This window comes from Streptomyces sp. NRRL F-5135 (assembly GCF_000719775.1).
GTDB classification, from domain to species: Bacteria; Actinomycetota; Actinomycetes; order Streptomycetales; family Streptomycetaceae; genus Streptomyces; species Streptomyces hebeiensis.
Genome location: NZ_JOHR01000001.1, coordinates 540,804 through 565,960, shown reverse-complemented (window position 1 = coordinate 565,960; position 25,157 = coordinate 540,804). Strand labels below are relative to the sequence as shown.

The window sequence follows — 25,157 nt, the reverse complement described above, 5'->3', positions numbered from 1 at the left end:
TGTCTACTCCTTGGGGGTGGTGGGGTGGCGCTGCGGTTCCGGCGGTTCCGGGAGCGGCTGTGGCAGGGCGGGCGCGGGGGCGTCCAGGGCCCGCGCGGTGTGCCCCGCCGCGGGCCGCAGCCCGTAGGCGCGGGCGTACTCGGACGCCGACTCGGAGTCCGACGCGCACGTGTACGTGGACGTCGATGTGGCCTCGCCCGGCGCGGATTCGGAGAGGGACGGGGACGGCGACCGGCCTCCCGGCTCCGGCCCGGCCCCTGACTCGGACCGGGACTCGGCGAGGCCGATTCCGCGCCGGAAGGCGGCCATCAGACCGGGATTGTGCAGCACGTGTTCCTGCCCCCGGACAGGCGGTGGCACGGGCCCGCCGCGCAGTTGCGGTACGAGGTGCTCCTGCCCGCGGCGCCGGGGCAGCGGGGGTCTGCCCGGACGCGCGGCCGGCACACCGTCCGAGCCGGGGGCGTCCAAGTCGGGACCCGTGGGAGCCCCTTGGGGGAGGCGGGCCGGGGCGACGGGGGCGTGCGACGGCCGCGGGGGCGCCTGCCGGGGCACGGGCAGGGGAGCGGCCGGTGCCGTGGCCCCGCCCGTGCCGGTGACCGGTGCGGGAACGTGCGGCGTGACCGGGACCGGGACCGGGACCGTGGAGGGGGCGGGAGCGGGGGGCGGCACGGCCCAGGGGGCGGGAGCGGTGGTCGTGGCCGGGACCGGAGCCGCTTCGGGCCGACCGCCGCTGCCTCGCTCCTCGCCCTGCTCGGGCCGCTCGGCGTGGTCGGTTCGAAGGCCGTGGTCGGGCCGATGGCCGTGGTCGGGCCGATGGCTGGGGTCGGGCCGGCCGGCGTGGTCGGCCGCGCCGGTCCCGTCGGCCCGGTCGGATCCGAGCAGACCGGGCGGCAGGACGAGAACGGCCTGGATCCCGCCGTAGATGTTGGACTGGAGGCGGACCGCGATCCCGTGTCTGCGCGCCAGGGCGGCGACGACGAACAGTCCGATCCGGCCGTCCTGGAGGAGCCGTGCGACGTTGACCTGGTCGGGGTCGGCGAGCAGGTCGTTCATCCTCTGCTGCTCGGCCGGTGGCATGCCGAGTCCCCGGTCCTCCACCTCGACCGCCAGACCGGCGGTCACCTGCTGGGCCCGGAGCAGCACCTGGGTGTGCGGGGAGGAGAACAGCGTGGCGTTCTCCACCAGTTCGGCCAGCAGATGGATGACGTCGGCGACGGCGTGCCCGCGCAGCGCGCCGTCGACCGGTGGCACGAGTCTGACCCGCGGGTACTGCTCGACCTCCGCGACGGCGGAGCGCAGGACCTCGGTCATGCTGACGGGCCTGCTCCACTGGCGCCGGGAGACCGCCCCGCCGAGGACGGCGAGGTTCTCGGCGTGCCGGCGGATCCGGGTGGCCAGATGGTCGACGTGGAACAGGCCCTTGAGCAGTTCGGGGTCCTCGACCTCGTTCTCCAGCTCGTCCAGCAACTGGATCTCCCGGTGCACCAGGGACTGGAGCCGGCGGGCCAGATTGACGAAGACCTCGACCTTCTGCTCGTCGCCCACGCTGCTGGAGAGCCGGGACGCCTGTACGACCGCGCCGACGGCCGCCTCGTGCGACCGGCCCAGCTCGTGCGTCAGGTGGTCGAACTCGTCCGCGTGTGCCCCGGCGGACGAGGGCGGCGTACGGGGTTCCGGCACCCGCTCACCGCGCCGCAGGCGCTCCACGACCGCGTCCAGGTCCGCCTGCCGGCGGGCGGTCGCGCGGCGCAGCGCGTTGCACCGGCCGAGGACGGACCTGGCCGTGCGTTCCGCTCCCAGCGCGGCCGTGGCGATCGCGGCGAAGGCCATGAGGGCGGTCCCGCCGAGGGCCGCCCAGGTCCGGCCGGACGGTTCCGCGGCGGAAGCGCGCAGGACGAGGATCACGGCGGTGGCGCCGCTGAGCGCCGCGACTGTCGCCGGGAGGACGGCGGTGCGCAGAAGCCGGGGCCGTATGCGGGAGTCCGGCGCAGCCGCGGGGTTGGCCCTTCCCGTGGCCACCGGCGGACGGGGGCCGTGCGGCCGGCCGTGCCGCCCGCCCTCTCGGCGTTCCGCCCGCGCGGCGGGTGCGCGAAGTTGAGACATCAGTGTCCTCGGTATGTGGGGCCCGCGATATCGGCAGCGCTCGTGTTTCGGTCCTGGTGCGCAGTGGCGGGGCCGACGCACGTCGCGTCAGCCCTCCGTTGATCACCGGGTACACACCGTAGTCGGCAATTCGTCGCGCAAGGTGGGTAGTTGACAATCTCATCCCAGAGCATCCCGCTTCCGTATGAGTGATCGCACATCAGCGCGAAATGGAGCATTCGGGGGAGAGGGGGCGTCGTCGCCCGTTCCGGAGGGGTGAACCTCGTGGGCCTCGGAAGGGCTGTGTCTCCCCGTACCTCAAGAAGGCTCCCCGCCGGATCATCCGCGATGACGAGGCGTCATAAACCGCGTGGAGGGTGCCTGCCTCGTCCCGTCGGACGAGGCAGGCACCCTCGGGCGCCGGAAGAATCGAACGCGTCACGGTCCGACCGGCCGTGACCGATTCATGGGGAGGGCGATTCATGAGAAAAGCCGGGTTCGTCGGCGCTGCCATCAGTACCGTCCTGGTGATGACCACGCTCGCACCGGCCGCCGCCGCCACCGTGCGCGGTCCCGCCGCACCCGCCGCCGGCGCATCGGTCTCCGGGACCCGGGGCCCGGGGGCCCCGGCGTCGAGGGCCCTGGACCCGAAGGCCTTGCGCACCACCCTCGACGCCGTCACGGCCGCGGGCATGTACGGCACGTACTCCTCCGTGCGCGACGGGGGCCGGAGCTGGACCGGCGCGTCAGGGCTGGCCGACGTGGACACCGGACGCCCGGTCGAGCCGGGCATGCGCCACCGCGTGGGCAGCATCTCCAAGACGTTCACCGCCGTCGCGCTCCTCCAGCAGGTGGAACGCGGCAGGATCGATCTCGACGCGCCCGTCGCCGACCATCTGCCGGACCTGCTGCCGCCCGGACTCGGCTCCACCGTCACCGTGCGCATGCTCCTCAACCACACCAGCGGCATCGGGGACTACGTCCTGGGCGCGTTCCCCTCGCTGGCCGAGAACTCGACGGCCAGCCTGGACGAGGAGCGCTTCCGCTCCATCGAACCGGAGGAGCTCGTACGGCTGGGCCTGAAGGCCCCGGCCACCGGCGCGCCCGGCGAGCGCTTCTCGTACTCCAACGTCAACTACGTGATCGCCGGACTGCTCCTGGAGAAGGTGACCGGCCAGGACGCCCGGACGTACATCACCCGCGACGTCATCCGCCGGGCCGGGCTGCGCGACACCACCTACCCGCGCACCCCGTACATCTCCGGCCCGCACGCCCGGATGTACGAGTCCTTCTACGGGCTGATCGACCCGCCGCGCGACTACAGCGTCTACGACATGTCCTGGGCGAGCACGGCCGGTTCGATCGTCTCCACCACCGACGACCTGAACCGGTTCTACCGCGCGCTGCTCGGAGGCGAGCTGATCGGCCCCGCCACACTGACCGAGATGCTGCGGACCGTACCGGCGGGCGGCATACGGTACGGGCTCGGCATCTACGCCATGGACCTGCCCTGCGGCCGTTTCTGGGGCCACGACGGAGCGGTGTTCGGCGCCGGAACGATCGCGCTGTCCAGCCGGGACGGGGCCGAGCAGCTCGCGCTGGGCTGGAACCTGATGAAGTACCAGCGCCTCAATCCCGACGGCACGCTGGAGCCGAGCCCGATCGACCAGGCCCTGAACGGCCACATCTTCCAAGCGCTCTGTCCCGCCGGCGGGGACGGCGGCGCGGCGTCGGCCACGCCGGCGGAGTCCGCGGCGGCGGCCCGTGAGGCCATGCCCGACGGCCTGCCCGGCGTCGACCTCTCCCCGGGCGCCTGGCGGCCCGCGTCCCGCTGACCGTCCCGCGCGGACGGTTCCGAGGCTCGCTCCCGGTGCGGCCGTGCCCTGGGCCGGACCGGGAGCGGCGCGGTGACGGAGCGGCCGCGGGTGCGGAGCCCGGTCAGGGGCGTTCCAGCCAGCCCCGGACGAAGGCCGCCTGCCCGACGTGCTGGAGGTCGTCGGAGACGACGCTGACCAGGCGTACGCCGAGGGTGACGGGGGGCGACCAGGTCTCGTCGATGACCCGCTCGTAGTCCGCGTCACGGAGGGTGCCCAGATATCCGACCGTGCTGTCGTGCACGGCGTCGTGGTAGCCCGTGAGGAGCTCGGCCGAGACGCCCCCGAGCGCGGCCACGTTCTTGGGGGAGTGGCCGTAGCCGGTGGCACCGCGCGAGAAGGGCAGGCCGAACCGGCTCACCCAGTCCTGGCCGGTCCACGCCTGCTCCGTGCCGGCCAGGTCGCTGACATGGTCGTCCTGCACCCGGGTGAGGTGCCAGACGAGCCAGGCGACCGAGTTCGCCCCGTGGTCGATCCTGACCGCCAGCTCGTCGGGGGAGAGGCCGTCGACCACCTCGTGCACGGTCTCCCGGATGCGCCCGAAGGCGTCGATGAGCAGATCTCCGCTCGCGGTCATGGCGGGCTCCCTTCCTGTGACTGCGGTGGTCCGGTACGGACCGTCCGTACCGCCGCCCCCGTTCAGGTTCCCCCGGCTCCCCGGGCGACGCGCCCCGGGGTCCGGCCGGATGGCGGCGCCGGCGTGGCGGCCCGGGGCCGCGGAAAGCGATTCGTGACCACGGGGCCGAGTGCGGTATTGTTCTCATGCGCGTTCGGCACGGGGAAACCCCAGGTCAGACGGGCAACGGGACGTGGCGCAGCTTGGTAGCGCACTTGACTGGGGGTCAAGGGGTCGCAGGTTCAAATCCTGTCGTCCCGACTTGTGAGAGTCGCAGGTCAGGGCCGGTTTCGGAGAAATCCGAAACCGGCCCTTGGTCATTCCCGGGGACCAGTCGGGGACCGGCGTCCTTGACCCGGGTCGGCGGGTGGCGCCGGACGTACCCGAGATCACGGCCGCCGGAGCAACGCTCTCCGCACACCTCGGCGTGCTCACGGTCCAGATCTCCTGCGGAGCGCGGTTCGCGAGTGCGCGCCCGTCACATGGGCCGCCGAGTGGGATCGCGTGGCGACAGGTTCCTGCGGTGCTTCCGCTTCAGGAGGCGGCCGGGTCTTGCTCCTTCCGCGCTCTGTGTGCGATCTTTGAGGCATTCGGGCCATGGAAACGTTTCCACAAGGGGGTGGAGCCGGTGACCACGATCAAGGATGTCGCGGCACGGGCCGGGGTCTCGCTGGGTACCGCGTCCCGGGTACTCAGCGGCAGCAGCCAGACCTCGGCCGACTCCCGGTCCCGCGTTCTCGCCGCCGCGGCCGAGCTGGGCTACATCGCCAACGGCCCCGCCCGTTCCCTGCGGCGCTCCCGTACCGACGTGCTGGGACTGCTCGTCTCGGACATCCGCAACCCGTTCTTCTCCGAGCTCGCCCACGCCGCGGAGCAAGAAGCGCGTCACCACGGCTACACCGTGCTGCTGGCCAACGCGAACGAGGACGCCGAACAAGCCGACGCGTACCTGCGGACCTTCGCCTCGCAACGCATCGACGGCCTGTTGTTCTCCCCGCAGGGCACGGTCTCGCCGCAGCTCGCGGCCACGCTGGCCTCCGGGCTGCCGCTCGTCTTCCTCAACCGTACGATCGAGGGCGTTGACGCCCCGTTGTACGGCACCGACAACGCGCAGGGAGTCGAGCAGGTCCTGGCCTGGCTGCGGCAGCGTGGACACCGCGACGTGGCGTTCATCGGCGGCCCCGACACGATCTCCACCGGCGCGGAGCGCCGCGCCGCCTACCTCGCCGGGCGTGAGAAGTACGGGATCAGCACCGACGAGAGGCTGCTCGACGCCGGTGACTTCCTGGCCGGCGGCGCGGCCGAGGCGATGTGCCGCGTCATCGACCGGGGCGCCCCCTTCACGGCCGTTTTCGGCGCGAACGGCCTGACCACCCTCGGGGCCGTCCGCGCGCTGCGCGAGCGGCTCGGCGCGGAGCGGGCCGCCCGCATCGAGGTCGTCTCCTTCGACGACCTCGACTGGTTCGAGTTCGCGTCACCGCCCATCAGCGCGGTCCGCAACGAAGCGTCGTCGATCGGCCGCCTCGGCGTGCGCGGACTGGTCGACCTGCTCGCCGGCCGCGCGGCGACCGGGCGACGCGTCGCCACCTCCTTTGTCGACCGGTCCCCGAAGGGCGTCCGATGAGCACGCGCGTCACCGTTGTGGGCAGTATCAACATCGACGATGCCATCCGGCTCAGCCGGCTGCCCGGCCCCGGCGAGACGGTCGGAGCACACTCGTCGATGACGGCCCTGGGCGGTAAGGGCGCCAATCAGGCCGTCGCCGCCGTCCGCGCCGGTGCCTCCGTGCGTATGGCGGGTGCCGTGGGGGCCGCGGACGGCGCCGTCCTGCTTGATTTCCTCGCTCGCGACGGCATCGACATCGGCGCTGTCGCGCGGCTGGAGAACACCTCCTCGGGCCGGGCCGTCGTCCTCATCGATGACGCGGCGGAGAACTGCATCGTGGTGGTGCCCGGCGCCAACCACGCGATTCCCGCCGCGGATGTCGACCGCGCCTGCGCGGCGCTGCGGTCAGGTGAAGTCCTGCTGTTGCAGAACGAGGTTCCCACCCGCATCTCGGCCCGCGCGGCCCGCCGGGCACGGGAAGCCGGGGCCCACGTGATCTGGAATGCCGCACCGGCGCCTGTTTCACGCGGTGACATCGTCACCGACCTCGACCTGCTCGTCGTCAACGAGCACGAACTCGTGGTCGTCGCCACGTTGCTGGACATCCCCGGCCAGGACCTCCGGGCCCGCCTCGCCGGTCTCTCGGAAGCGCTCGGCACCGACGTCGTCTGCACGCTCGGCTCCGACGGCGCGGCCTACCACCTCCGTGGCGGCGAGAGCGGGCACGCGCCCGCACCCCGCGTCAGTGCCGTCGACACCACAGCCGCGGGCGACACCTTCACCGGTTACCTCGCGGCGCTGCACACACTGCCCTTCGAACAGCGGCTGCGCGCGGCGCTCGCTGCCGCCTCGCTCGCCGTCACGCGGCCGGGCGCCGCACCCTCCATCCCGCACCGGGCCGAACTCGAGCCCGCCCTCTTCGAACGGACCAGCCGATGAAAGTCGCCCTCGGAGCCGACCATGCCGGGTACCCGCTGAAAGACGCCGTGCGCCGGGCCATCGAGGACCTCGGCCACGAGGTCCTCGACTGCGGCACCCACAACTCCGACCCTGTCGACTTCCCCGACATCACCCGGGCCACCTGTGACCCCGTGCTCTCCGGAACCGCGGATCGGGCCGTGCTCGTCTGCGGCACCGGTCAGGGCGCCGTCATGGCCGCGAACAAACTGCCCGGCATTCGCTGCGGGCTGACGCACGAGCCCTACTCCGCCCACCAGGCCGTCGAGCACGACGACGCCAACGCCATCGCCATGGGCGCGTGGCTCGTCCCGCACGCACTCGTGCCCGACATCGTCCGTGAGTTCCTCGCCGCCACGTTCGACGACAGCGAGGACACCCGCCGCAGAGTCACCAAGCTCAACGCGCTCGACACACTGTCCTCACCGGCCCCCTGACCTCACCGGCCTGCCCCCACCGGCCTGACCTCACCGTCCTGACACCGCCGGCGGGCAGTCCGCCCGCGGGCGATGCCCCGCCGCGCCCCCTTCGTACGACGCCGCCGACCACCGCCGCGCGTCACCCCGGCATACCCGGAACCACCGGACAGGAACCCCGGCCATGCCGTGCGGTCCGCGGGCCTCCCGCGTCACGCACCCGCGATCCGGAGCCCACCTGCAAGGAGAACACTCATGTCCACCAGCACCGTTGCCGGACGGCGGAGCGTGCTCGGCTCGAAGGACCGCGTCAAGACCGCGGTCGCCGCGGCCGTCGGCACCAGTGTCGAGAACTACGACTTCATCGCCTACGGAACCGCGTCCGCGCTCTACTTCGGAGCCGTCTTCTTCCCCGAGAGCGACCGGTTCGTCGGCACACTCCTGTCGTTCGCCACCCTCGCGGTCGGCTTCGTCATGCGCCCGCTCGGCGGCGCGATCGGCGGCTACTTCGCCGACAAGCTCGGCCGCAAGCCCGTCCTGGTCGCCGCCATGATCGTCATGGGCGCCGCCACCTTCCTCATCGGCGTGCTGCCGACCTACGAGCAGGTCGGTGTGCTCGCGCCGATCCTGCTCGTAGCGATCCGCATGGTCCAGGGCCTGGCCTTCGGCGCCGAATGGGGCGGGGCGATCACCATGGCCTACGAACACGCCCCGTGGCACCGCCGCGGTATGTTCGCCGCCATCCCCCAGTCCGGCAACCCGCTGGGCATCGCCCTCGCCGGCGGCGTATTCGCCTGGAGCGCCACACTCGACGGCGACTGGCAGTGGCGAACCCCCTTCCTGCTCAGCGCCGTCCTCGTCATCGTCGCGCTCATCGTGCGCTCCCGGCTCTCGGAATCCCCCGAGTTCCAGGAAGCGCGGGCCAGCGGAACGACCGAGAAGAACCCCCTCCTCGCGACCCTCCGCGACGACTGGCGGAGCATCCTGCGTGTGATCGCCCTGCGCGTCGTCGAATCCTTCGCCTACTACTCCACCGCGACCTACCTGCTCAACTACATCACCGAACGCAACCCCGGCCTGCGCCCCGTCGCTCTCGGCGCCATCACGGCCGCCAGCATCCTGGCCATCGCCGTCACCTTCCTCGCCGGCGCGCTCACCGACCGCATCGGACGCCGTCCCGTCTACATCACGGGCTGCACGGCAGCGATCCTCTTCGCCTTCCCGATGTACCTGCTCACCAACACCGCCCATCCAGCACTGATCGTGGCCGTGTTCATCATCGGTATCGGGCTCATCCACGCCTCGCTCACCGGGACGCAGGGGTCTCTGCTCACCGAGCAGTTCCGCACCGCCACACGCACCTCGGGAGCCTCGCTCGGCTACCAGGTCGCCGCGGCCATAGGCGGCTTCGCACCGCTGCTCGCCGCCGCCCTGGTGGGCGCCTTCGGCTGGCCCGGCGCGGCACTGCTCTACCTCGGCGCCGCCGTTGTCGGCCTCGTCGGTATCCTCGCCACCAGGGAAACCTGGGGCCGCCACGAGCGCGAGCGGGTACTCGCCCTCGTCGCCGAGGAACGCCGGCCCTGACACCGGGGCTCAGTGGCCGACGCGGAAGGTCGCGTCCTCCCGCTCGGTCGCCGTGGAGATCGGGTCGATGCGCAGGACGTAGTCGGAGTGGCGGACGTAGCGGGTGGGGTTGTTGTACGAGCGGTACGAGGCCCAGGTCGAGTCGGCCAGGCCGGCCGTGCGGTAGAAGGTGGCGTCCGCGGCGAACGTCGATGTCTCGTCGTCGACGTCAAGCCGGAGTTGGTAGTTGTAGTGGCGCAGGTGACGGGTGGGGTAATTGACCGACTGGAAGGAGACCCCTGCGCCGTCGGTGAGGCCCGGCACCAGTTTCCACAGCGAGTCGGTGTACGGGTCGAAGGGGTACGTGTCGATGCGGCCGACGTAGTCGGAGTGGCGGACGTAGCGGGCCGGGTGGTTGTACGACTTCAGCCGGTTCCAGGCCGGGGTGCCCCACCTGGCGATCAGGTTGTCGTACTCGGTCGCGCTGATCGTCGTGATGCCGCAGTGCTTGGAGTTCATGGGCTGGGTGTAGGTCCTCTGGTCGAGCGCGGTCCAGGTTCCTGAGGCGAGGTCGGTGCTCCGCCAGGCGTAGAAGTCACCGTTGGGGGTGTAGGTGTCGCCCCACAGGTACCAGGTGTTCGAGGTCAGGGACTTGTGGACGGTCGGGGCCTCGGTGCCGCCGTGCGCGACGCCGGTGCCGAACTCCGAGAAGCTGCCCGGGCTCAGGGAGGTGGAGCGGGCCGCCGCCAGTGTCTGGTTCTTCTTGAAGAACAAGTAGTTGTAGCCGTTGACACCGACGGCCATGTCCCCGTCGATCACGTCGTAGCCGGGGTCGAAGAAGACCTGCGGGGCGGAGGCGGTGGCGAAGTCGCGGGTGTAGTTGACCATGATCACGTTGTGGCCGCTGGAGTCGACCGAGGAGTAGATGACCGCGTACTGCCCTCTGCCCGCGTCCCAGAACGCCTCGGGCGCCCAGCTGTGGGTGGTCATGTCGTGCAGCTTCAGACGTCGGTAGCCGGTGAAGGAGCGCAAGTCCGTGGAGTCCCAGACATGGATGTACCGGCTGTTGTAACTCCAGTCGGTACCCTTGAGGTCGGTGGCGAGGACGACGAACGTGCCGTCCTGTTTGCGCAGCAGGAACGGGTCGCGCAGGCCGAGGGCGCCCGCGGTGGGGGTGACCAGGGGGTTGTTCTGGTTCAGGGGCGTCCAGTCGAGGGCGTCCGTGCTGACGGCGAGGTGGAGGCCGTAGTCGGTTCCCTCGCCGAGGCTGGTCGACTCGGTGAAGTAGCACATCACGTAGGCCGAGTCGGCGGCCTGGGCTGTTCCGGCGCCGAGGGCCAGTGTGCCGGACACCGCCAGGGGAGTGGCGGCGGCCATGCCGAGGAAGCGGCGGCGGGACGGCCGGGGGCCGGGGAAGGGTGTCGCACTCATCGTGGTCTCCATGGGGGGTGCATGAGCCGGCTGAGCGGATCCGGCTCGTGAGGGCGTGGGGGAACGGGGACATCAGATGTGCGGCCGAACGCCGATGGTCGATATTTCGAACGGAGTTCGGTAAATCGATCAGAAGCTAGAGCGTGACAGCTCATGCGTCAATCGTTCCGCCGAGTCCGTGTCCGTTCACGCCGCGCGGAGCCGCTCGCACGGCTCGGCGCCGTCTCGGATACGGCCCGCGGCAGGACCCGGACGTGCTGGCCGCTCGGCGACGGCGCGGATCCTCCGTGTGCTCGACCCTGCCGCCCGGAGAAGCAGGCGGGTTCGCCGATTTCTGGAGTGATCTTGGCTCACAGGGCCCCGGATCCGGTTAAGGCCGAACAGGCGTTCCTTCCAGCGCCCCGACCTCCCTGACGGCCTACGGCCCCTCCGGGACAAGCGCGCGGCCGACGACCAGTGAGGCCCTTGGCTCAGAGGGCGGTATGCGGGGCGAGGAGGCTCGTGCCGCACCAGTTCTGCTGATGGAGATGGTCGAGCACGGCTGCCTCCGCCGAACCTGGGTGGCGGCGTGCACCGACGATGACGGGTTCGGTCAGGGAAGGCAGGAACGGGCGGGCCAGCTGTTCGAAGCCTTCGGGCACGGCCGATGCCGGAACCACGGTGACGCCCAACCCTTGGGCTGCCAGTCGCACGGCGGTGGAGATCTGTGACGCTCGGGCCACCGTGGGCGGGCTGATGCCCGCGTCGGCGAGCAGGCGGGCGAGGTATTCGTCGAGCAGGCTGGCGCGGCGGAAGCGCACCCATCCCTGTGTCGCGAGGTCTGCCATGCGCAGGGCCTTGTTGCCGGCGAGGAGCGGGTGTCCCTCGGGCAGGACGGCGACGTAGGTCTCCTCGCCCAGGGGGTGGATGTCGAATGTGCAGCCGGTGGGGATGCGGTGGACGAGGACCATGTCGAGCGTTCCCTGGCGGGCCAGCCGTTCCATATCCGCTGGATCGGGCTCCTCGTGGAGAATGACCTGGAGTTTCGGGTGCCGGTGGCGGAGCCGGCCCAGTGCCAGAGGGAGCTGTCGTGCTCCCAGGCCCATGTGGACGGCGATGACGAGTTCACCGGACAGTTCCCCGGAGGCGGCACGGGCAGCCAGGACGGCTCTGCGGGACGCGGTGGTCGCGATCTCTGCCTCGGCGAGGAAGGCGCGTCCGGCCACGGTCACTGTGACCCCGCCCGATGTCCGCGTGAACAGTTGCACACCGAGGTGCTTTTCCAGAGCGCCGATCTGCTGCGACAAGGACGGCTGCGTGACGCGCAGACGCTCAGCGGCCGCTGTCATGGAGCCTTCTTCGGCCACAGCCAGAGCGTATTCGTATTGCCGCAGGCTCATCCGTTTCCACTTCCGGTGGCATAGGAGATGTCAATCTCAAGTATGCGCTGACACTATTTGTTTCTATGCCTCGCGGATCCTACCGTGGTGCATGTCCGGTGGATCGCCGCCGCAGAAAGCGGTGGCCCATCAGGGCGGGAGTCGGTACGGGTGTGCCTGTGAGGGGCCCGTGGCGGCGAGGGCGCCCGGCGGGTTCTGTTCGACAACGCATCGTCTGGATTCCGGGCGGTTGCCCCGGAGGCCCGCGTCACTTGGACACCCACCAACATGGACGGGAGTGGCAATCATGGCAAATCAGGCAGGCGTTGGCCGCGGCGACGGAGTATCGCCGAAGAACGCCGATTCGAGACTGGCGGGAAAGGTCGCGCTCGTGACGGGTGCTTCCAAGGGCATCGGGGCGGGCATCGCGCGGGAGTTCGCTGCGGCCGGAGCGTCGGTCGTGGTCAACTACGCCTCCAGTGCCGCCGGCGCCGAGCGGGTGGTGCGGGACATCCAGGCGCGAGGGGGGACCGCGATCGCCGTGCAGGGCGACGTGTCGGTGCCTGCGGATGTTGAGCGCCTCTTCGCCAGGACCGTGGACGCGTACGGCCGGCTCGACATCCTCGTCAACAATGCCGGTGTCTATCACCCACAGCCGCTGGAGACCGTCACGCAGCAGGAGATCGACCGTCAGCTTTCCGTCAACGTGACCGGACCGATCCGTACGATCCAGGAAGCCCTCAAGTACTTCGGGTCCGACGGCGGATCGGTCATCAACATCGGATCGCTGGACAGTGCCCGCGCTGTGCCGGGGATGTCGGTGTACGCCGCGACGAAGGGCGCCGTCGATGCCTTGACGCGAGTCCTGGCCGCCGAGCTCGGCCCGCGCGGGATCCGAGTGAACACGCTGGCCCCGGGCGGTGTGGAGACGGAAGGTATCCACGCGGCCGGCTTCATCGGCAGTGACGCCGAGACGGACATGATCGGGCGCACCCCCCTGGGCCGTATCGGCCAGCCCAAGGATCTGGCGCGGGCGGCGGTCTTCTTCGCCTCCGACGACGCCGCGTGGGTCACCGGAGAGCGCCTCACCGCCTCTGGCGGCCTGCGAACCTGACACACCCCCTGGCTGTCAGGTCACTGACGCGCTCAGTCGTCCCGAGCGGCAACGCACAGGGCTCCGTGGTGCAGGTCGAGGCGGCTTGCCGAGGTGGCGCTCTCGTATCCCGCCGCTGCTGCCTCCTCGGCCATCCCCCCGCGCCGTCGCTCGCTGTGACCGGCCATCCACTCCAGTACGGTCAGCGCCCGGCGTTCCCGCTCTTCGGTGTCCGCCGTGCCGGCAGCCCAGAACAGCGGGAGGGTGTTGTTGTCCCACACGTCCGAGACCGCGCGGATCGTCTCCCGGTCGAAGCGACGGGCATCCGCGGACGCCTTGCCGATGCGCACCACCGATCGGTCCAACAGCGCCCCCAGTACCGACCCGGCGTCACCGGGGCTCGTGCGCGTCCTGCGCGGAAGGGCGGGGGCGACGGGCCCATGCCGCGGCCGCCGCCACGCTTGTCGGCAGCACGGCGAGGAGAGCCCAGGAGAGCCGGGTGTTCTGTTTGCCCGAGCAGACATTGAGCACCTGGTGGCCCCAGTCGGCATCGTCGGACACGCTCGCCTTGCTGTCTTCGAACGCTTCCCTGCCCTCCTCGCCGAATCCGAGGCTCAAGGCGGGACGGCACTCCCCGCCGCTCACTCCCGAGTCGGGTGGGCTCAACAACAGCCAGAGGACCAGTGCGAGGCCGGCCAAGGCGAAGCCCAGGAACGGCAGTTGTTGACGGCTTCTCATATGTTCATGCTATCGACGCCTCGCGTCCTTGGCCTTTCCTGGCTATCGTCGGCGGGCAGCGGGACTTTGCCTCGTCTTTGCCATGGGGGAACCCGGTGACTCCCGGGGGCGTTCCCCTGGGGGACCGCGAAGAAGCGCGACCGACGACCAAGGCCGGACAGACAGCAGCAGAAGTCGAGGTGGCACCAGTGGCTATGTGGGACCGGATCAAGGACCAGGCCAAGAACCTCCAGCAGTCCCAGAGCGCTCGGGGATCGGGCGGGCACGGGCAGGGGCAGGGCCCCTTCGGGCAGGGGCAGCCGAGCGGCCACGGGCCGGGTCACGGCTCGGGGTCGTCCTCCGGCGGCTCCAAGGCGCAGCTGATCGGCGTGCTGAAATCTCAGCTCGCGTCGGTCAAGACCGAACTCAAGAGCGGCGCTTACCGGGACGCCAGCATGGCGATGTGCGCGCTGGTGGCCGCGGCCGACGGGCATGTGGAGCCAGCGGAGCGGCAGCGCGTGGAGGAGCTGATCGTCTCCAACGAGGTCCTGCAGAACTTCCCGGCGGACCAGCTCCGCCAGCGGTTCAACAAGCACGTGGACCGGCTCGTCGCCAACTTCCAGGCGGGCAAGGCGGAGGCGTTGCAGGAGATCGCCAAAGCCGCCAAGAAGCCGGCGGAGGCCCGCGCGGTCATCCAGACGGGCATCGTCATCGCCGGTGCCGACGGGTACTTCGAGGCGTCCGAGCAGTACGCCATCCGCGAAGCCTGCGGCGCGCTCGGCGTGTCGCCCACGGAGTTCGGTATCTGACGGTGCCGTGCCGCTCGATGACGTCATCGGGGGAGGAGGGTGGGCACGTGCGCGGTCCCGGGCGCTGAGGCCGCCGCACGCCGCCGTGGCGGGGCCTCCTCGGGGTGCCGGCCGCCGCGTCAGGCGGCCGGGCGCCGGCCGAGGGCCGGGCCGAGTCCGGTGACGATGTCGGTAAGGATCTGCACATAGTCCTCGTGGTCGAAGGTGAACGGCAACGCGAAAGCCACCTCGTCGACTTCACGGAACGCCGCATGGGCGAAGAGCCGTTCGGCGATCTCGGCGGAGGGCCCGACGAGGTCGGGCGCGAACAACAGGCGTCCCGGTCCCTGGGGCGTGGCGGTGCGCGGCAACCGCTGCCGGGCGTAGGCCTCGTACTTCGCGCGCTGTGCGGGCGAGGCGGTGTCGGTGGGGAGGACGACGAGCCCCTGGGAGACCCGGGCTTGGTCGCCGTCCGGGTGGTGGGCGCGGAAGGTCCGTATGTGTGACAGCTGGATCTCGGCGAAGTCCTCCGACTCCTCCGCCTTCACGACACTGCTGGTCAAGAGGTTCATCCCGTGCTCGCCCGCCCACCGCGCCGACCGCAGGCTCCCGCCCCCGTACCACATGCGGCGCCCCAGGCCGCGGGCGTGGGGCTGGACGCGGTCGGAGAACACCTCGAAGCCCTCCGTGCCGCTGAAGTCGGTGGCGGGTTCGCCGCGTACGAAGTCCAGCAGCCGTCGCACGCGTGCGTAGCCGAAGTCCTCCGTCTCCGCGGTGTCGGGGTACAGCGCGCTCTTGACCCGGTCGTAGTGCATGGGTGGCCCGACGCTGACCCCCGGGTTGAGGCGGCCACCGGAGAGGATGTCCACCGTCGCCAGGTCCTCCGCCAGCCGCAGTGGGTTCTCCCACCCCAGCGGGATGACCGCGGTGCCCAGTTCGATACGGCTGGTGCGCTGGGAGGCCGCCGCCAGGACGGTGAGCGGGGAGGAGATGCCGTACTGGAGATGACGGTGCCGCACCCAGGCGCTGTCGAAGCCCAGCCGCTCACCGAGCTCGATGATCTCCAGGGTCGACTCGTGGCCCCGGCGGGGATCCGCGCCGTCGAACAGGCCGATGGTCAGGAAGCCCAGTTTCCGCAAGGGGCGTGGGGTCGTCGGCACGGGAAGCCGTCCTCGTCCGTAGGTGCTCTTTCCGCCGCACCTACAGTACGTGGGGCCCGCGGGTTCCGGGCTCGGATCAGGGGCCGGGGCACGGAGGCGGCCGGCGGACCGCCTCCGTGCCCCGGCGGGCCGCCGGGGCCGCCTCCCCGGCGGGCCGACCGGCCGCGGGCGGCGTACCGGCCCCGACCGGAGGTCAGCCCGCCACCGTCTCGGCCACCTTCCCGATCGCCTCCGTCAACTCGTCCTCGCCGATGGTCAGCGGCGGCGCCAGCCGGATGGTCGAGCCGTGTGTGTCCTTGACCAGCAGACCGCGTGCCATGAGCCGTTCGCTGATCTCCCGGCCGGTGCCGACCGCGGGGTCGATGTCCAGCCCCGCCCACAGGCCACGGGCCCGGTAGCGCAGGAGGCCCCGGCCCACCAGCGGACGCAGGTTCGCCTCCAGCACGGCGCCCAGACGCGTGGCGCGCTCCTGGAACTCACCGGTGCGCAGCAGGCCGATCACCGCCTGTCCGACGGCCGCGGCCAGGGGGTTCCCGCCGAAGGTGGAGCCGTGCTCACCGGGGCGCAGGACGCGCATCACGTCCCGGCGGCCCACGACGGCGGAGACGGGCACGATGCCGCCGCCGAGCGCCTTGCCGAGCAGCACCAGATCGGGCGTCACGTTCTCGTGCTCGACGGCCAGCGTGCGGCCCGTGCGGCCCAGCCCCGACTGGATCTCGTCCGCGACGAACAGCGTGTTGGCGGCCCGCGTCACCTCCCGTACGCCGGCCAGATAGCCGTCGTCGGGGATCAGGACGCCCGCCTCGCCCTGGATCGGCTCCACCAGCACGGCGGCGGTGGTCTCGTCGACGGCCGCCTCGAGGGCCCCGAGGTCGTTGTACGGCACCACCCGGAACCCCGGCGTGAACGGGCCGAATCCGTCGCGCGCGACAGGGTCGGTCGAGAAGGAGACGATCGTCGTCGTACGGCCGTGGAAGTTGCCGTCCGCGACGACGACCGTCGCCCGGTCGGCCGGCACGCCCTTGACCTCGTAGGCCCACTTGCGGGCGATCTTGATGGCGCTCTCCACCGCTTCCGCGCCCGTGTTCATCGGGAGCGTGACATCCAGGCCGGTCAGCTCGGCGAGCCCTTCCGCGAATCCGGCGAGCCGGTCGTTGTGGAAGGCGCGCGAGGTCAGCGTGAGCCGGTCGAGCTGGTCACGGGCCGCCTGGACGAGTGCGGGGTGGCGGTGGCCGAAGTTGAGGGCCGAGTAGCCGGAGAGCAGGTCGAGGTAGCGCCTTCCCTCGACGTCCTCGACCCAGCATCCCTCGGCGCGCGCGATCACGACGGGCAGCGGGTGGTAGTTGTGCGCGAGGCCGGCTTCCTCCGCCCGGATCACCTCGGCGGAGGGGCGCGCGCCGGCGCCGAGTCCGACGGCGGACGTGGGCCCGGTCGGCGTGGGCGTGTGCTCGGCGGGCGCGGCGGTTGCGGGCGCGGCGGACTCGGCGCCGGTCCGGCCGTCCGTGGTGGTGGTGACGCTCATGAGATGCGGATCTCCTGGGTGCAGCATTTGATCCCGCCGCCTGCCTTGTGGAGTTCGGACAGGTCGACGGGTACGGGCGTGTAACCGCGGTCCGCGACGCGCGCGGCGAGCGCGGTGGCCGCCGGGGCGATGAAGACATGACGGCCGTCGGACACGGAGTTGAGGCCGAAGGCCAGGGCGTCCGCGCGCGTCGCGAGCACGGCGTCGGGGAACAGCGTCCGCAGCACTTCCTGGCTGCCGGCGGAGAACGCCCCCGGGTAGTAGGCCACGTTCGTGTCGTCGAGCGCGAACAGCGCTGTGTCGAGGTGGTAGAAGTACGGGTCGACCAGACGCAGGCTCACGGTCGGCCGGCCGAAGTGCTCCTGTGCCTCGTGGTGCGCCGCGATGGTGGTACGGAAGCCGGTGCCCGCGAGGACGAGATCCCCGACCGGGATGAGGTCGCCCTCCCCCTCGCACACGGACTCCGGCTCCCGCACGTCGAACCCCGCCTCCTTGAACCAGAGGTGGAACAGGGCCGATTCCGCCTGCCGCTGGGGCGCGTGGAACCGCGAGCCGAGCACCCGGCCGCCGACCACCGCCGCCCCGTTGGCGGCGAACACCATGTCGGGGAGGCCGGGAGCGGGTGCCAGTTCCTCGACCGTGTGTCCGTACGCCCGGTAGGCGTCGGCGAGCGCCCGCCACTGGGCCATCGCCCGGCCGCGGTCGACGGTGACGTTCTGCCTCATCCAGGGGTTGATCACGTACGACACGTCGAAGTACGTGGGCGCGCACAGCAGATAACGGCGTGGCCGGCCGGGTGCGCCGGACGTGACGACAGACGGGGCGACGGACGGTGCGGACGGCGCGACGGACGGTGCGGACGTCGGCGGGTCCGCGAACGGCGACGGGGGTGCGACGGGGGATGAAGCCATGACGGACGTGTTCCTCTCGCCAAGGACGACTCCGGTGCCGTCCGGCGCGTGCTCGGTGCGCCGGGCGGCTCGATGTCTCCACGGTAGGAATTCCGGGAAATCGCCGACAAGCCGTCATGATTGCGCGCCCACGCAGCGTTCTTGCGTGAGACGGCGCCTCAGCCACCGTTCGTTGCGTCGCTCAGTCCGGCGGGGCTGCCGGCGTCCGGGCTGCCGGGCAGCAGATGGGTCAGGACGATGGTGCTGTCCGTTCGGCGGATGAACGGCTCGTTCCTGATCTGCTCCAGGACGTTCTCGAAATGTTCGATGTCGGCGGCCCGGATGTGCAGCAGCGCGTCAGCGGCTCCGGTGACGGTCACGGCGGCCACGATCTCCGGGTACTTGCGGGCGACCTCGGCGATGCGGCGGGGCGGCGCGGCACTGTCGCAGTACACCTCCACGTAGGCCTCCGTACGCCAGCCGAGTGCTCCCGGGCGCACGATGGTGGTGAAGCCGGTGATGACCTCGGCCTCGCGCATCCGGTCCACCCGTCGCTTGACGGCGGGCGCGGAGAGCCCGATGCAGGCGCCGATCTCGACGAAACTCGCGCGGGCGTTGGCCACCAGCGCCGAGAGGATCTTGCGGTCCAGCTCGTCGAGCGGGAGCGAGGAGCGGCGCTGGGTCACGGGTGCACCTGTCTTTCCGGAGACGTACGTGTGTTCTGCGTCCGGTGGGCCGCGGCTTCGGTCATGACCTGTCGCTCATGGCCTGTCGCGTTGTGCGGGGCGGAGTTGTCGTGCGGTGTGGCTTCCGGCGGGCGTCCGCGCGCCGGTCCGGACGGTCCCGGCCCGGCCGGTACGGTGCCGCGCGTCCGCCTATGATCGCCGGACCGCGCGGGGCCACGCTCCCGGCCGGACGTGCCTCGCCCCCGGTCACGGTGCCATGTGGCCGGGGGAACGGGGCACTCGATGCCGGAACCCGGAACCCGGAACCCGGAACCCGGACGAGTCGGAGCCGAAGAGGAGGCGGATGCGGTGGCGGGGCGTCGGCCGTGGGCATCGCTGTGGTGGTGGCTGAGCTGGGAGGTGTCGGCCGTCGGCCGGTCCTCGGCCGCGGCGCTGCGGGCCCCGGGGCCCGAGCGGGACACGATGGTGCAGGCTCTCAAGGCCGCGGGCGCGGCCGTCGCCGCGTGGGCGCTGACGGGGTGGTGGCTGGCGGCGCCGCTCGCGCTGATGGCGCCGTGGACGGCGCTCGTGCTGATCGACGCGACGGTCTACCGGTCGCTGCTGGCCGGGATGCAGCAGCTCGCGGTGATCGTCGCGGGCACGTTGTGGGCGTCGGCGGCGATGGCGATGACGGACGGTGACACGCTGGGGGCGATGCTGATCGCGCTGCCGGTGATGGCGCTGGCCGGTACGTACCGCAGACTCGGCGCGCAGGGCGTCTACGGTGCGACGACGGCGCTGTTCGTCATCACCTACGGCGCCTACTCCCTGTCCGAGATCGGCCACCGGCTGCTGGAGACGCTGATCGGGGCCACGATCGGGGTCTGCGTCAACGCCTTCGTCCTGCCGCCCGTACACCTGCGGGACGTACGCGAGCAGCTACGACGGCTGGCGCGGGACAGCGCGGGGCTGCTGCGCGCCATGGCCGACGGACTGCGCGCGGAGTGGGACGCCTCGGACGCGGCGGGCTGGCACGACCGGGCCCGGCGGCTGGACCAGGTGCTGCGCGCGCTGACGGAAGCGCGGGGATGGAGCGCGGAGAGCGCCCGGTTCAACCCCGGCCTGCGGATGCGCCGACGGCCACTCCCCCAGCCGCCGGCGGAGGCCGACGCGCTGTGGGACGGCGTCGTCGGCCACCTGACGGCCCTCACCCGCACCCTTGCCGGCACGGCGGGCGAACGGGCCGGGCTGACCGCACCCGACGCGGCGTTCCTCGCCCGTTTCGCCGACCTGGCGGAGGAGATGGCCGGGTTGTGCGACGCGGAGGAGGAGGCCCTCGCGGCGGCGTCGGTACGTCCGGGGGGTACGCAGCGGGCCGACGCCTCCGCCGGGGAGCGGGCCTGGTCGCTGTACGAGGACCTGGCCGCTGGCTTCCGGGACCAGACCGGGGCGACGGCACAGGTCAGTGGCGGCCTGCTGCTGGAGGCCGAACAGTTGCTGTCACGCCTCGGCCCTCGACGCGAGGAGCCGGAGCCGGACGGCTGAGAGCCCGGGCACGCGAGCGGGACGGCACGGGGCGGGAGGTGTGCGCCTGCGGGACGAGGCGTCGGCCGCGGGTGGCGACCGCCTCGCCCCTGTCGGCACTCGACAGGGGCGCGCCACCGCGCGTCGGCCGCCGACTCGCCACCGGCGGAAGGCCGTTACTCCCATTCGCCCCGCACGCCCCACGGAGCCGGGGTAGCGTCCGGTGTCGTACGGACAGGCAGGAAGGAGGCCGCCGTGAGTGCATCGCCCGAACGCCCTCAGCAGCCCGCGCGGCGTACGGTGCTCGAACCCACCCGGATCATGCGCCGTCGCCGGCCCCGGGAGCTGAAGGACTTCGACGACCTCTTCAGGCCCGACCACACCGGCACCACCGACCCGGCGGCCGACCGGGGCGGGGTGTGGGAGCAGGTGCCGGTGGCCGACCGTGCCGCCGGGGGCACCGATGCGCCGGCGCCGGACGGCCGCTCGGACGGCCGCCGGGCCGGGGACGCGAAGGACGAGGAGTACGACACCGAGGAGATCCCGTCCGTACGGGGACGGGAGCGGACCTATGGCCATCGGCCATGGAGCGGCAGGGGCGTCCTGGTCACGTCCGTGGCCGCGGCGGGCGTCTCCGGACTCGCCGTGGCGCTGCTCCTGACCTGGCACGGCATGGAGGACCGGTCCCAGGCCGCGACACCACCCCCGGGGGCCGCGCCCACGGCCGCCGCGCCCACCGCCTCCGCCCCGAGCCTCCCCGCGCCCCAGGCACCGCCGGCCGCCGACCCCGACGGGCCCGGCGTACTGAGGGAGGGCGACAGCGGGCCGGAGGTGGCCGACCTCCAGGAACGGCTGCTGCGCATTCCCAACGTGTACGACGGCGGCAGCGTCAGCGGTACGTACGACACCACGCTGACCGAGGCCGTCGGCCGCTTCCAGCTCTGGTACGGCATACGGGGCGACGAGACCGGCGTGTACGGCGACGACACCCGCCGCGACCTGGAGTCCCGTACCTCCACCTGAACCTGGACCCGGGCCCCGGCCCGGTCCCGCGCCTCCGGCGGGCGGCGTGGCCGTCAGGGCGACGGCCGGCGCGACCCGGCCCGGCCCCCGCCGTCCTCCCCCTCGTTCTGCCCGCCGGCGGCCGCCTCCTCCCGGCCCAGCCGGCCGAGGGTTCCGGTGATCTCCAGCAGCCGGTCCAGCGCGGGCCGGCACTCCGACAGGACCAGCCGTACGCCGTCGCCCTCGGTGAGACGTCTGATCAGCAGCAGGGCCGACAGCCCGGCCGAGTCGCACAGGGTGAGACCGCCGCAGTGCAGCTCCAGGGTGCGCACACCGCGGTGGGAGCGCAGCAACTGCCGTACGGTGTCGACCACTTCGTACGCCGTCTCGAAATCCATCGCGCCGTCGAGCCGCACCACGACGGTGTCGGCCCGGGGCGTGGTGACCACCACGGCCAGGGGATCGGGCAGCGGTCTCGGCAGTGACTCGGTCATCGGTGACCGAGTGCGCTGTCGAGACCGGCGTCGCTCCTCATGGGATCCCAGGATGCCACGGGTTTCGGGCAGTTGACGCGGCGGGCCGGAGCGTGGGTACCGGGCGTCCCGGCCCCGGGCGCCCCGGGCACCGGCCACCGCCCGCGCCGCTCGGACGGTTTGCCGCGCCGGTCCCCCCGGCGTGTGTTTTCCCCACCGTGCGCCGATCGGCGGAGGCAGGGTCGCATATGCTTTTCCGCCGGAAGACATAGGCGGGCCGTGCCGCCATGCGAGAGGGGTGCACATGGTCGAGTCGCCCGTCGGCCTCTCCTCCCGGCCGGTGCCGGAGCGCCGTCCCCTGGGAGCTTTGGGTTCACCGGCCCCCGCCGGTGACACCGCGCCCGTACGGGACGGCGGCGTACCGGACTCGCTCCGGTCCGGGGACGCGGCGCTGGTGCTGGTCGAGGACGACGCCGGTGACGCGCTGCTCGTCGAGGAACTGCTCGCCGACAGCGATCTGGACTCCCCGCTGACGTGGTGCAAGACGCTCGCGGAGGCCGAGCGGTTCCTCTCGGGCCGCACCACGCCGGTCTGCGTGCTCCTCGATCTCCACCTGCCCGACGCCCAGGGACTCGACGCCGTCACCCGTATCGTCCGCAGTGCCCCCGAGGCGGCCGTGGTGGTGCTCACCGGTATGGCCGGGGGCGACACGGGGCTGTCCGCCGTGGCGACCGGCGCGCAGGACTACCTCGTCAAGGGACGGTTCGACCCCGAGACGCTGAGCCGGTCGCTGCGCTACGCGCTCCAGCGCAAGCAGGTCGAACAGGCCGCCGCCGCGCTCCGCGCCAATGAGCGGATCGCGCAGGAGAACGCCCGGCTGGAGCGGGGGCTGCTGCCCGTGCCGCTGCTGCGCGGCGAGGACTTCGAAGCGGTCGCGCGGTACGAGCCGGGACGCGTCCACGGCCTGCTCAGCGGTGACTTCTACGATGTCGTGCAGACCGTGGACGGCACGGTCCACGCGGTCATAGGCGACGTGTCGGGGCACGGAGCGGCGGAAGCGGCACTCGGGGTCTGTCTGCGGGTGGCCTGGCGCACGGCGGTGCTCTGCGGCACGCCGCAGCTGGAGCAGGTACGCCTGCTGGAGGAGATCCTCGTCGCCGAGCGGGCCGACCCCCATGTGTTCGCGACCGTCACCTCCGTGGTCTTCCCGCCCGACCGCCGGGACGTGCGGGTCCTGCGCGCCGGCCACCCCGGACTGCTGGTCCGCCACGGCGGCGCGGTCGCCTGGGAGGAGCCGCCCGTCGGCATGGCCCTCGGGCTGCTGCCCGGGACGGGCCACTGGACGGAGACGGCGCTGCCGCTGCCGCCCGGGGGGCATGTGGTGCTGTTCACGGACGGGCTGTTCGAGGGGCGTACGGGACCGGCCACCCGGCTGGGGGAGAGCGGGCTGCTCGGGCTGGCCAGGAAGCACGGCGCACTGCCTCCGGACGCCTTCGTGGACGCGCTGGTCGACGAGGCCGAAGAGGGGGCCGCGCCGTACGGAGGTCTCGCCGACGACGTCGCCGTGCTGCACCTCGGCTGGGGCGGCGGGCGATGACGGCGGCACCGGAGGGAGCGGAGCCGGGCCGGCCGCGAGCCGCCGTACCCGGGGGCGAGCAGCCACCGCCGGGGCGCTTCGCGCGCTCCCGGCTCTCCGTGCAGGGCTGGGTCCGGTTGATCCTCGCGCTGCTGGTGCTGGTGGTCTGCGGCTGCGCCCTGGTCGCCGGGGCGTTCATGGTGCGGGCCAACGACCGCACCGACGACCTGGTGGACCGCATCCAGCCCGCCCGGTCGGGCGCGTTCCAGCTCCAACGGGCCCTGCTCGACCAGGAGACCGGCGTCCGCGGCTACGCCCTGACCGCCGACCCGTCCTTCCTCGCACCGTACGACCAGGGCCGCGCGGAAGAGCGCCGGTTCCTCCGGGGCATGCGCGCCGTCGTCGCCGAGGACTCCGTCCTCGCCACGGACCTCGACCGGATCGCGCGGGCCGCCGAGCGGTGGCGGCGCGAGGACGTGGCTCCGCTGATCGGGGCCGTACGGGCCAGGGGGGCCGAGTCGGCCTCCGCACAGCGGCTGGCCCGGAGCAAGGCGGGCTTCGACGAACTGCGCACCCTCTTCGCCGTACAACAACGCCATCTGGACATCGCCAGGGACCGGGCACGCGCCGAGCTGGACGACGCCCGGGCGCAGCGGGACGCCGCGTCCGTCGCCGCCCTCGGCGTCTTCGTGACGGCCGTGGTGGTGCTCGCTCTCGTGCTGCACCGGATGGTCGGCCGGCCGCTGAACGCGCTGCGCGCCGCGTCCGACGACGTGCGCGCCGGGGCGTTCGACCGGCGCATCGAGACGGGCGGGCCGTCCGATCTGCGCGCGGTCGGCGCCGCCGTCGAGGACATGCGCCGGCGTCTCGTCGCGGAGATCTCCGCGACGCAGTCGCGCGAGGCCCTCCTCGCGGAACAGGCCGACGAGCTGCGTCGCTCGAACTCGGAGCTGGAGCAGTTCGCGTACGTCGCCTCGCACGACCTCCAGGAGCCGCTGCGCAAGGTCGCCTCGTTCTGCCAACTGCTGGAGAAGCGTTACGGCGACCAGCTGGACGCCCGCGGCAAGCAGTACATCGACTTCGCGGTCGACGGCGCCAAGCGCATGCAGGTCCTCATCAACGACCTGCTCACCTTCTCCCGGGTGGGCCGGGTGCACGACGCCTGGCAGGACGTCGACATGGGCGCCGCGCTGGACCGGGCGCTGGGCAATCTCGCCCTGGTCGTCGAGGAGGCCGGGGCCACCGTCGTACGGGAGTCGGAGCTGCCGAGGATCACCGGCGATCCCACCACCCTGGCCATGCTCTGGCAGAACCTCGTCGGCAACGCGGTCAAGTTCCGCCGGCCCGAGGTGCCGAGCCGGATCACCGTCGGCTGCGTCCGGGAACGCGCCGAGGGTGACGGGGCCGACGTGTGGCATGTCACCGTCTCGGACAACGGCATCGGGGTGGCGCCGGAGTTCGCGGAGAAGGTCTTCGTCATCTTCCAGCGGCTGCACGGGCGGGACGAGTACGAGGGCACGGGCATCGGGCTGGCGCTCTGCCGCAAGATCGTGGAGTTCCACGGCGGCAGGATCTGGCTCGAGTCGCCGCCGGAGGGCGGCACCCGGGTGCATTTCACGCTGCCCGCGCTCCTCGTGCCCGAGGAGCCGGGGGAGGCCGGGGAGGCCGGGGAGGCCGCCGGGACCGATGCGGAGGCCGCGGGGACCCTCGCTGCGGAGAAGGCGCCCGGCCCTGCGGGTACGGTGCCCCTGCCGCCCGCCGACGGCCCGGCCGCGCCTTCCGCGACCGTCCCCGACCCGTCGGACGAACGACCGCCGACCAGCCCACCGGGAGCCGCTCCGTGAC

At 72.2% G+C, this 25,157-nt stretch carries 22 protein-coding genes and 1 tRNA gene; 12 read left to right on the top strand and 11 right to left on the bottom strand.

Features of this window, described 5'->3' with window-relative positions; all coding sequences use genetic code 11:
* Positions 1-3: 3 nt before the first annotated feature.
* Positions 4-2,103, bottom strand: coding sequence for a sensor histidine kinase (locus IG02_RS0102545; protein ID WP_078854121.1), 2,100 nt, complete (start codon positions 2,101-2,103; stop codon positions 4-6).
* 461 nt (positions 2,104-2,564) lie between these two features.
* Here IG02_RS0102545 and IG02_RS0102540 point away from each other — a divergent pair, with 461 nt between their 5' ends.
* Positions 2,565-3,917 (top strand): serine hydrolase domain-containing protein, encoded by a 1,353-nt coding sequence (locus IG02_RS0102540; protein WP_030741139.1) that lies wholly within the window; start codon positions 2,565-2,567, stop codon positions 3,915-3,917.
* Positions 3,918-4,020: 103 nt separating this feature from the next.
* Here the strand turns inward: IG02_RS0102540 and IG02_RS0102535 are convergent, their stop codons facing one another.
* Positions 4,021-4,533: a mycothiol transferase gene (locus IG02_RS0102535; RefSeq protein WP_030741130.1), complete on the bottom strand. Its 513-nt coding sequence runs from the start codon at positions 4,531-4,533 to the stop codon at positions 4,021-4,023.
* Positions 4,534-4,759: 226 nt separating this feature from the next.
* Here IG02_RS0102535 and IG02_RS0102530 point away from each other — a divergent pair.
* From IG02_RS0102530 to IG02_RS0102510, 5 genes are all read left to right on the top strand, one after another.
* A tRNA-Pro gene (locus tag IG02_RS0102530) sits at positions 4,760-4,833 on the top strand.
* A gap of 367 nt (positions 4,834-5,200) precedes the next feature.
* The gene (locus IG02_RS0102525; protein ID WP_030741128.1) at positions 5,201-6,196 is read left to right on the top strand and encodes a LacI family DNA-binding transcriptional regulator; all 996 of its coding nucleotides are present in this window, start codon (positions 5,201-5,203) and stop codon (positions 6,194-6,196) included.
* Complete coding sequence (locus IG02_RS0102520; protein ID WP_030741126.1) at positions 6,193-7,116, top strand: ribokinase; 924 nt, start codon at positions 6,193-6,195, stop codon at positions 7,114-7,116. Before IG02_RS0102525 ends, IG02_RS0102520 begins: the two co-directional genes overlap by 4 nt.
* Positions 7,113-7,571, top strand: a complete 459-nt coding sequence (locus IG02_RS0102515) for an RpiB/LacA/LacB family sugar-phosphate isomerase (RefSeq protein ID WP_030741124.1) — start codon at positions 7,113-7,115, stop codon at positions 7,569-7,571. The genes IG02_RS0102520 and IG02_RS0102515 overlap by 4 nt, the downstream gene beginning before the upstream one ends.
* 234 nt (positions 7,572-7,805) lie before the next feature.
* Positions 7,806-9,134 (top strand): MFS transporter, encoded by a 1,329-nt coding sequence (locus tag IG02_RS0102510; protein ID WP_030741122.1) that lies wholly within the window; start codon positions 7,806-7,808, stop codon positions 9,132-9,134.
* A 9-nt stretch (positions 9,135-9,143) separates the two neighbouring features.
* Here the strand turns inward: IG02_RS0102510 and IG02_RS0102505 are convergent, their stop codons facing one another.
* Together IG02_RS0102505 and IG02_RS0102500 are read right to left on the bottom strand one after the other, a co-directional pair.
* On the bottom strand, positions 9,144-10,556 hold the full coding sequence (locus IG02_RS0102505; RefSeq protein ID WP_107055503.1) for a glycoside hydrolase family 43 protein: 1,413 nt from the start codon (positions 10,554-10,556) through the stop codon (positions 9,144-9,146).
* 458 nt (positions 10,557-11,014) lie between these two features.
* Positions 11,015-11,923: a LysR family transcriptional regulator gene (locus IG02_RS0102500; protein WP_030741118.1), complete on the bottom strand. Its 909-nt coding sequence runs from the start codon at positions 11,921-11,923 to the stop codon at positions 11,015-11,017.
* A gap of 286 nt (positions 11,924-12,209) precedes the next feature.
* Between IG02_RS0102500 and IG02_RS0102495 the strand changes: the two genes are divergently transcribed.
* Positions 12,210-13,016, top strand: coding sequence for an SDR family NAD(P)-dependent oxidoreductase (locus IG02_RS0102495; RefSeq protein WP_051764327.1), 807 nt, complete (start codon positions 12,210-12,212; stop codon positions 13,014-13,016).
* A 32-nt stretch (positions 13,017-13,048) separates the two neighbouring features.
* On the opposite strand, the gene IG02_RS0102490 is transcribed toward IG02_RS0102495, so the two are convergent.
* Positions 13,049-13,360, bottom strand: a complete 312-nt coding sequence (locus IG02_RS0102490) for a hypothetical protein (protein ID WP_030741112.1) — start codon at positions 13,358-13,360, stop codon at positions 13,049-13,051.
* Positions 13,361-13,385: 25 nt separating this feature from the next.
* On the bottom strand, positions 13,386-13,733 hold the full coding sequence (locus IG02_RS0102485) for a hypothetical protein (protein ID WP_030741109.1): 348 nt from the start codon (positions 13,731-13,733) through the stop codon (positions 13,386-13,388).
* A 188-nt stretch (positions 13,734-13,921) separates the two neighbouring features.
* Here IG02_RS0102485 and IG02_RS0102480 point away from each other — a divergent pair, with 188 nt between their 5' ends.
* Positions 13,922-14,521 carry a tellurite resistance TerB family protein gene (locus tag IG02_RS0102480; RefSeq protein WP_030741107.1) on the top strand — a complete coding sequence of 200 codons (600 nt, stop codon included), beginning with the start codon at positions 13,922-13,924 and terminating at the stop codon, positions 14,519-14,521.
* A 119-nt stretch (positions 14,522-14,640) separates the two neighbouring features.
* Here IG02_RS0102480 and IG02_RS0102475 read toward each other — a convergent pair whose 3' ends face one another.
* From IG02_RS0102475 to IG02_RS0102460, 4 genes are all read right to left on the bottom strand, one after another.
* Positions 14,641-15,660, bottom strand: a complete 1,020-nt coding sequence (locus tag IG02_RS0102475) for an LLM class flavin-dependent oxidoreductase (RefSeq protein ID WP_030741104.1) — start codon at positions 15,658-15,660, stop codon at positions 14,641-14,643.
* Between the two features lie 193 nt (positions 15,661-15,853).
* The gene (gene rocD / locus IG02_RS0102470; RefSeq protein ID WP_078854119.1) at positions 15,854-17,182 is read right to left on the bottom strand and encodes an ornithine--oxo-acid transaminase; all 1,329 of its coding nucleotides are present in this window, start codon (positions 17,180-17,182) and stop codon (positions 15,854-15,856) included.
* Complete coding sequence (gene ddaH, locus IG02_RS0102465) at positions 17,179-18,093, bottom strand: dimethylargininase (protein ID WP_078854118.1); 915 nt, start codon at positions 18,091-18,093, stop codon at positions 17,179-17,181. Before ddaH ends, rocD begins: the two co-directional genes overlap by 4 nt.
* A 158-nt stretch (positions 18,094-18,251) precedes the next feature.
* Entirely contained in the window at positions 18,252-18,758 is a 507-nt protein-coding gene (locus tag IG02_RS0102460; RefSeq protein ID WP_030741094.1) for an Lrp/AsnC family transcriptional regulator, read from the bottom strand.
* Between the two features lie 348 nt (positions 18,759-19,106).
* Between IG02_RS0102460 and IG02_RS0102455 the strand changes: the two genes are divergently transcribed.
* Positions 19,107-20,282 carry an FUSC family protein gene (locus tag IG02_RS0102455; RefSeq protein WP_063756725.1) on the top strand — a complete coding sequence of 392 codons (1,176 nt, stop codon included), beginning with the start codon at positions 19,107-19,109 and terminating at the stop codon, positions 20,280-20,282.
* 234 nt (positions 20,283-20,516) lie between these two features.
* The gene (locus IG02_RS0102450) at positions 20,517-21,284 is read left to right on the top strand and encodes a peptidoglycan-binding domain-containing protein (RefSeq protein ID WP_030741088.1); all 768 of its coding nucleotides are present in this window, start codon (positions 20,517-20,519) and stop codon (positions 21,282-21,284) included.
* Between the two features lie 53 nt (positions 21,285-21,337).
* Here the strand turns inward: IG02_RS0102450 and IG02_RS0102445 are convergent, their stop codons facing one another.
* Entirely contained in the window at positions 21,338-21,757 is a 420-nt protein-coding gene (locus tag IG02_RS0102445) for an STAS domain-containing protein (protein ID WP_051764323.1), read from the bottom strand.
* 283 nt (positions 21,758-22,040) lie between these two features.
* Between IG02_RS0102445 and IG02_RS0102440 the strand changes: the two genes are divergently transcribed.
* Both IG02_RS0102440 and IG02_RS0102435 read left to right on the top strand, forming a co-directional pair.
* Positions 22,041-23,333, top strand: coding sequence for a PP2C family protein-serine/threonine phosphatase (locus IG02_RS0102440; RefSeq protein ID WP_037802109.1), 1,293 nt, complete (start codon positions 22,041-22,043; stop codon positions 23,331-23,333).
* Entirely contained in the window at positions 23,330-25,156 is a 1,827-nt protein-coding gene (locus IG02_RS0102435; protein ID WP_063756711.1) for a sensor histidine kinase, read from the top strand. The genes IG02_RS0102440 and IG02_RS0102435 overlap by 4 nt, the downstream gene beginning before the upstream one ends.
* The last annotated feature ends 1 nt before the right edge of the window (position 25,157 follow it).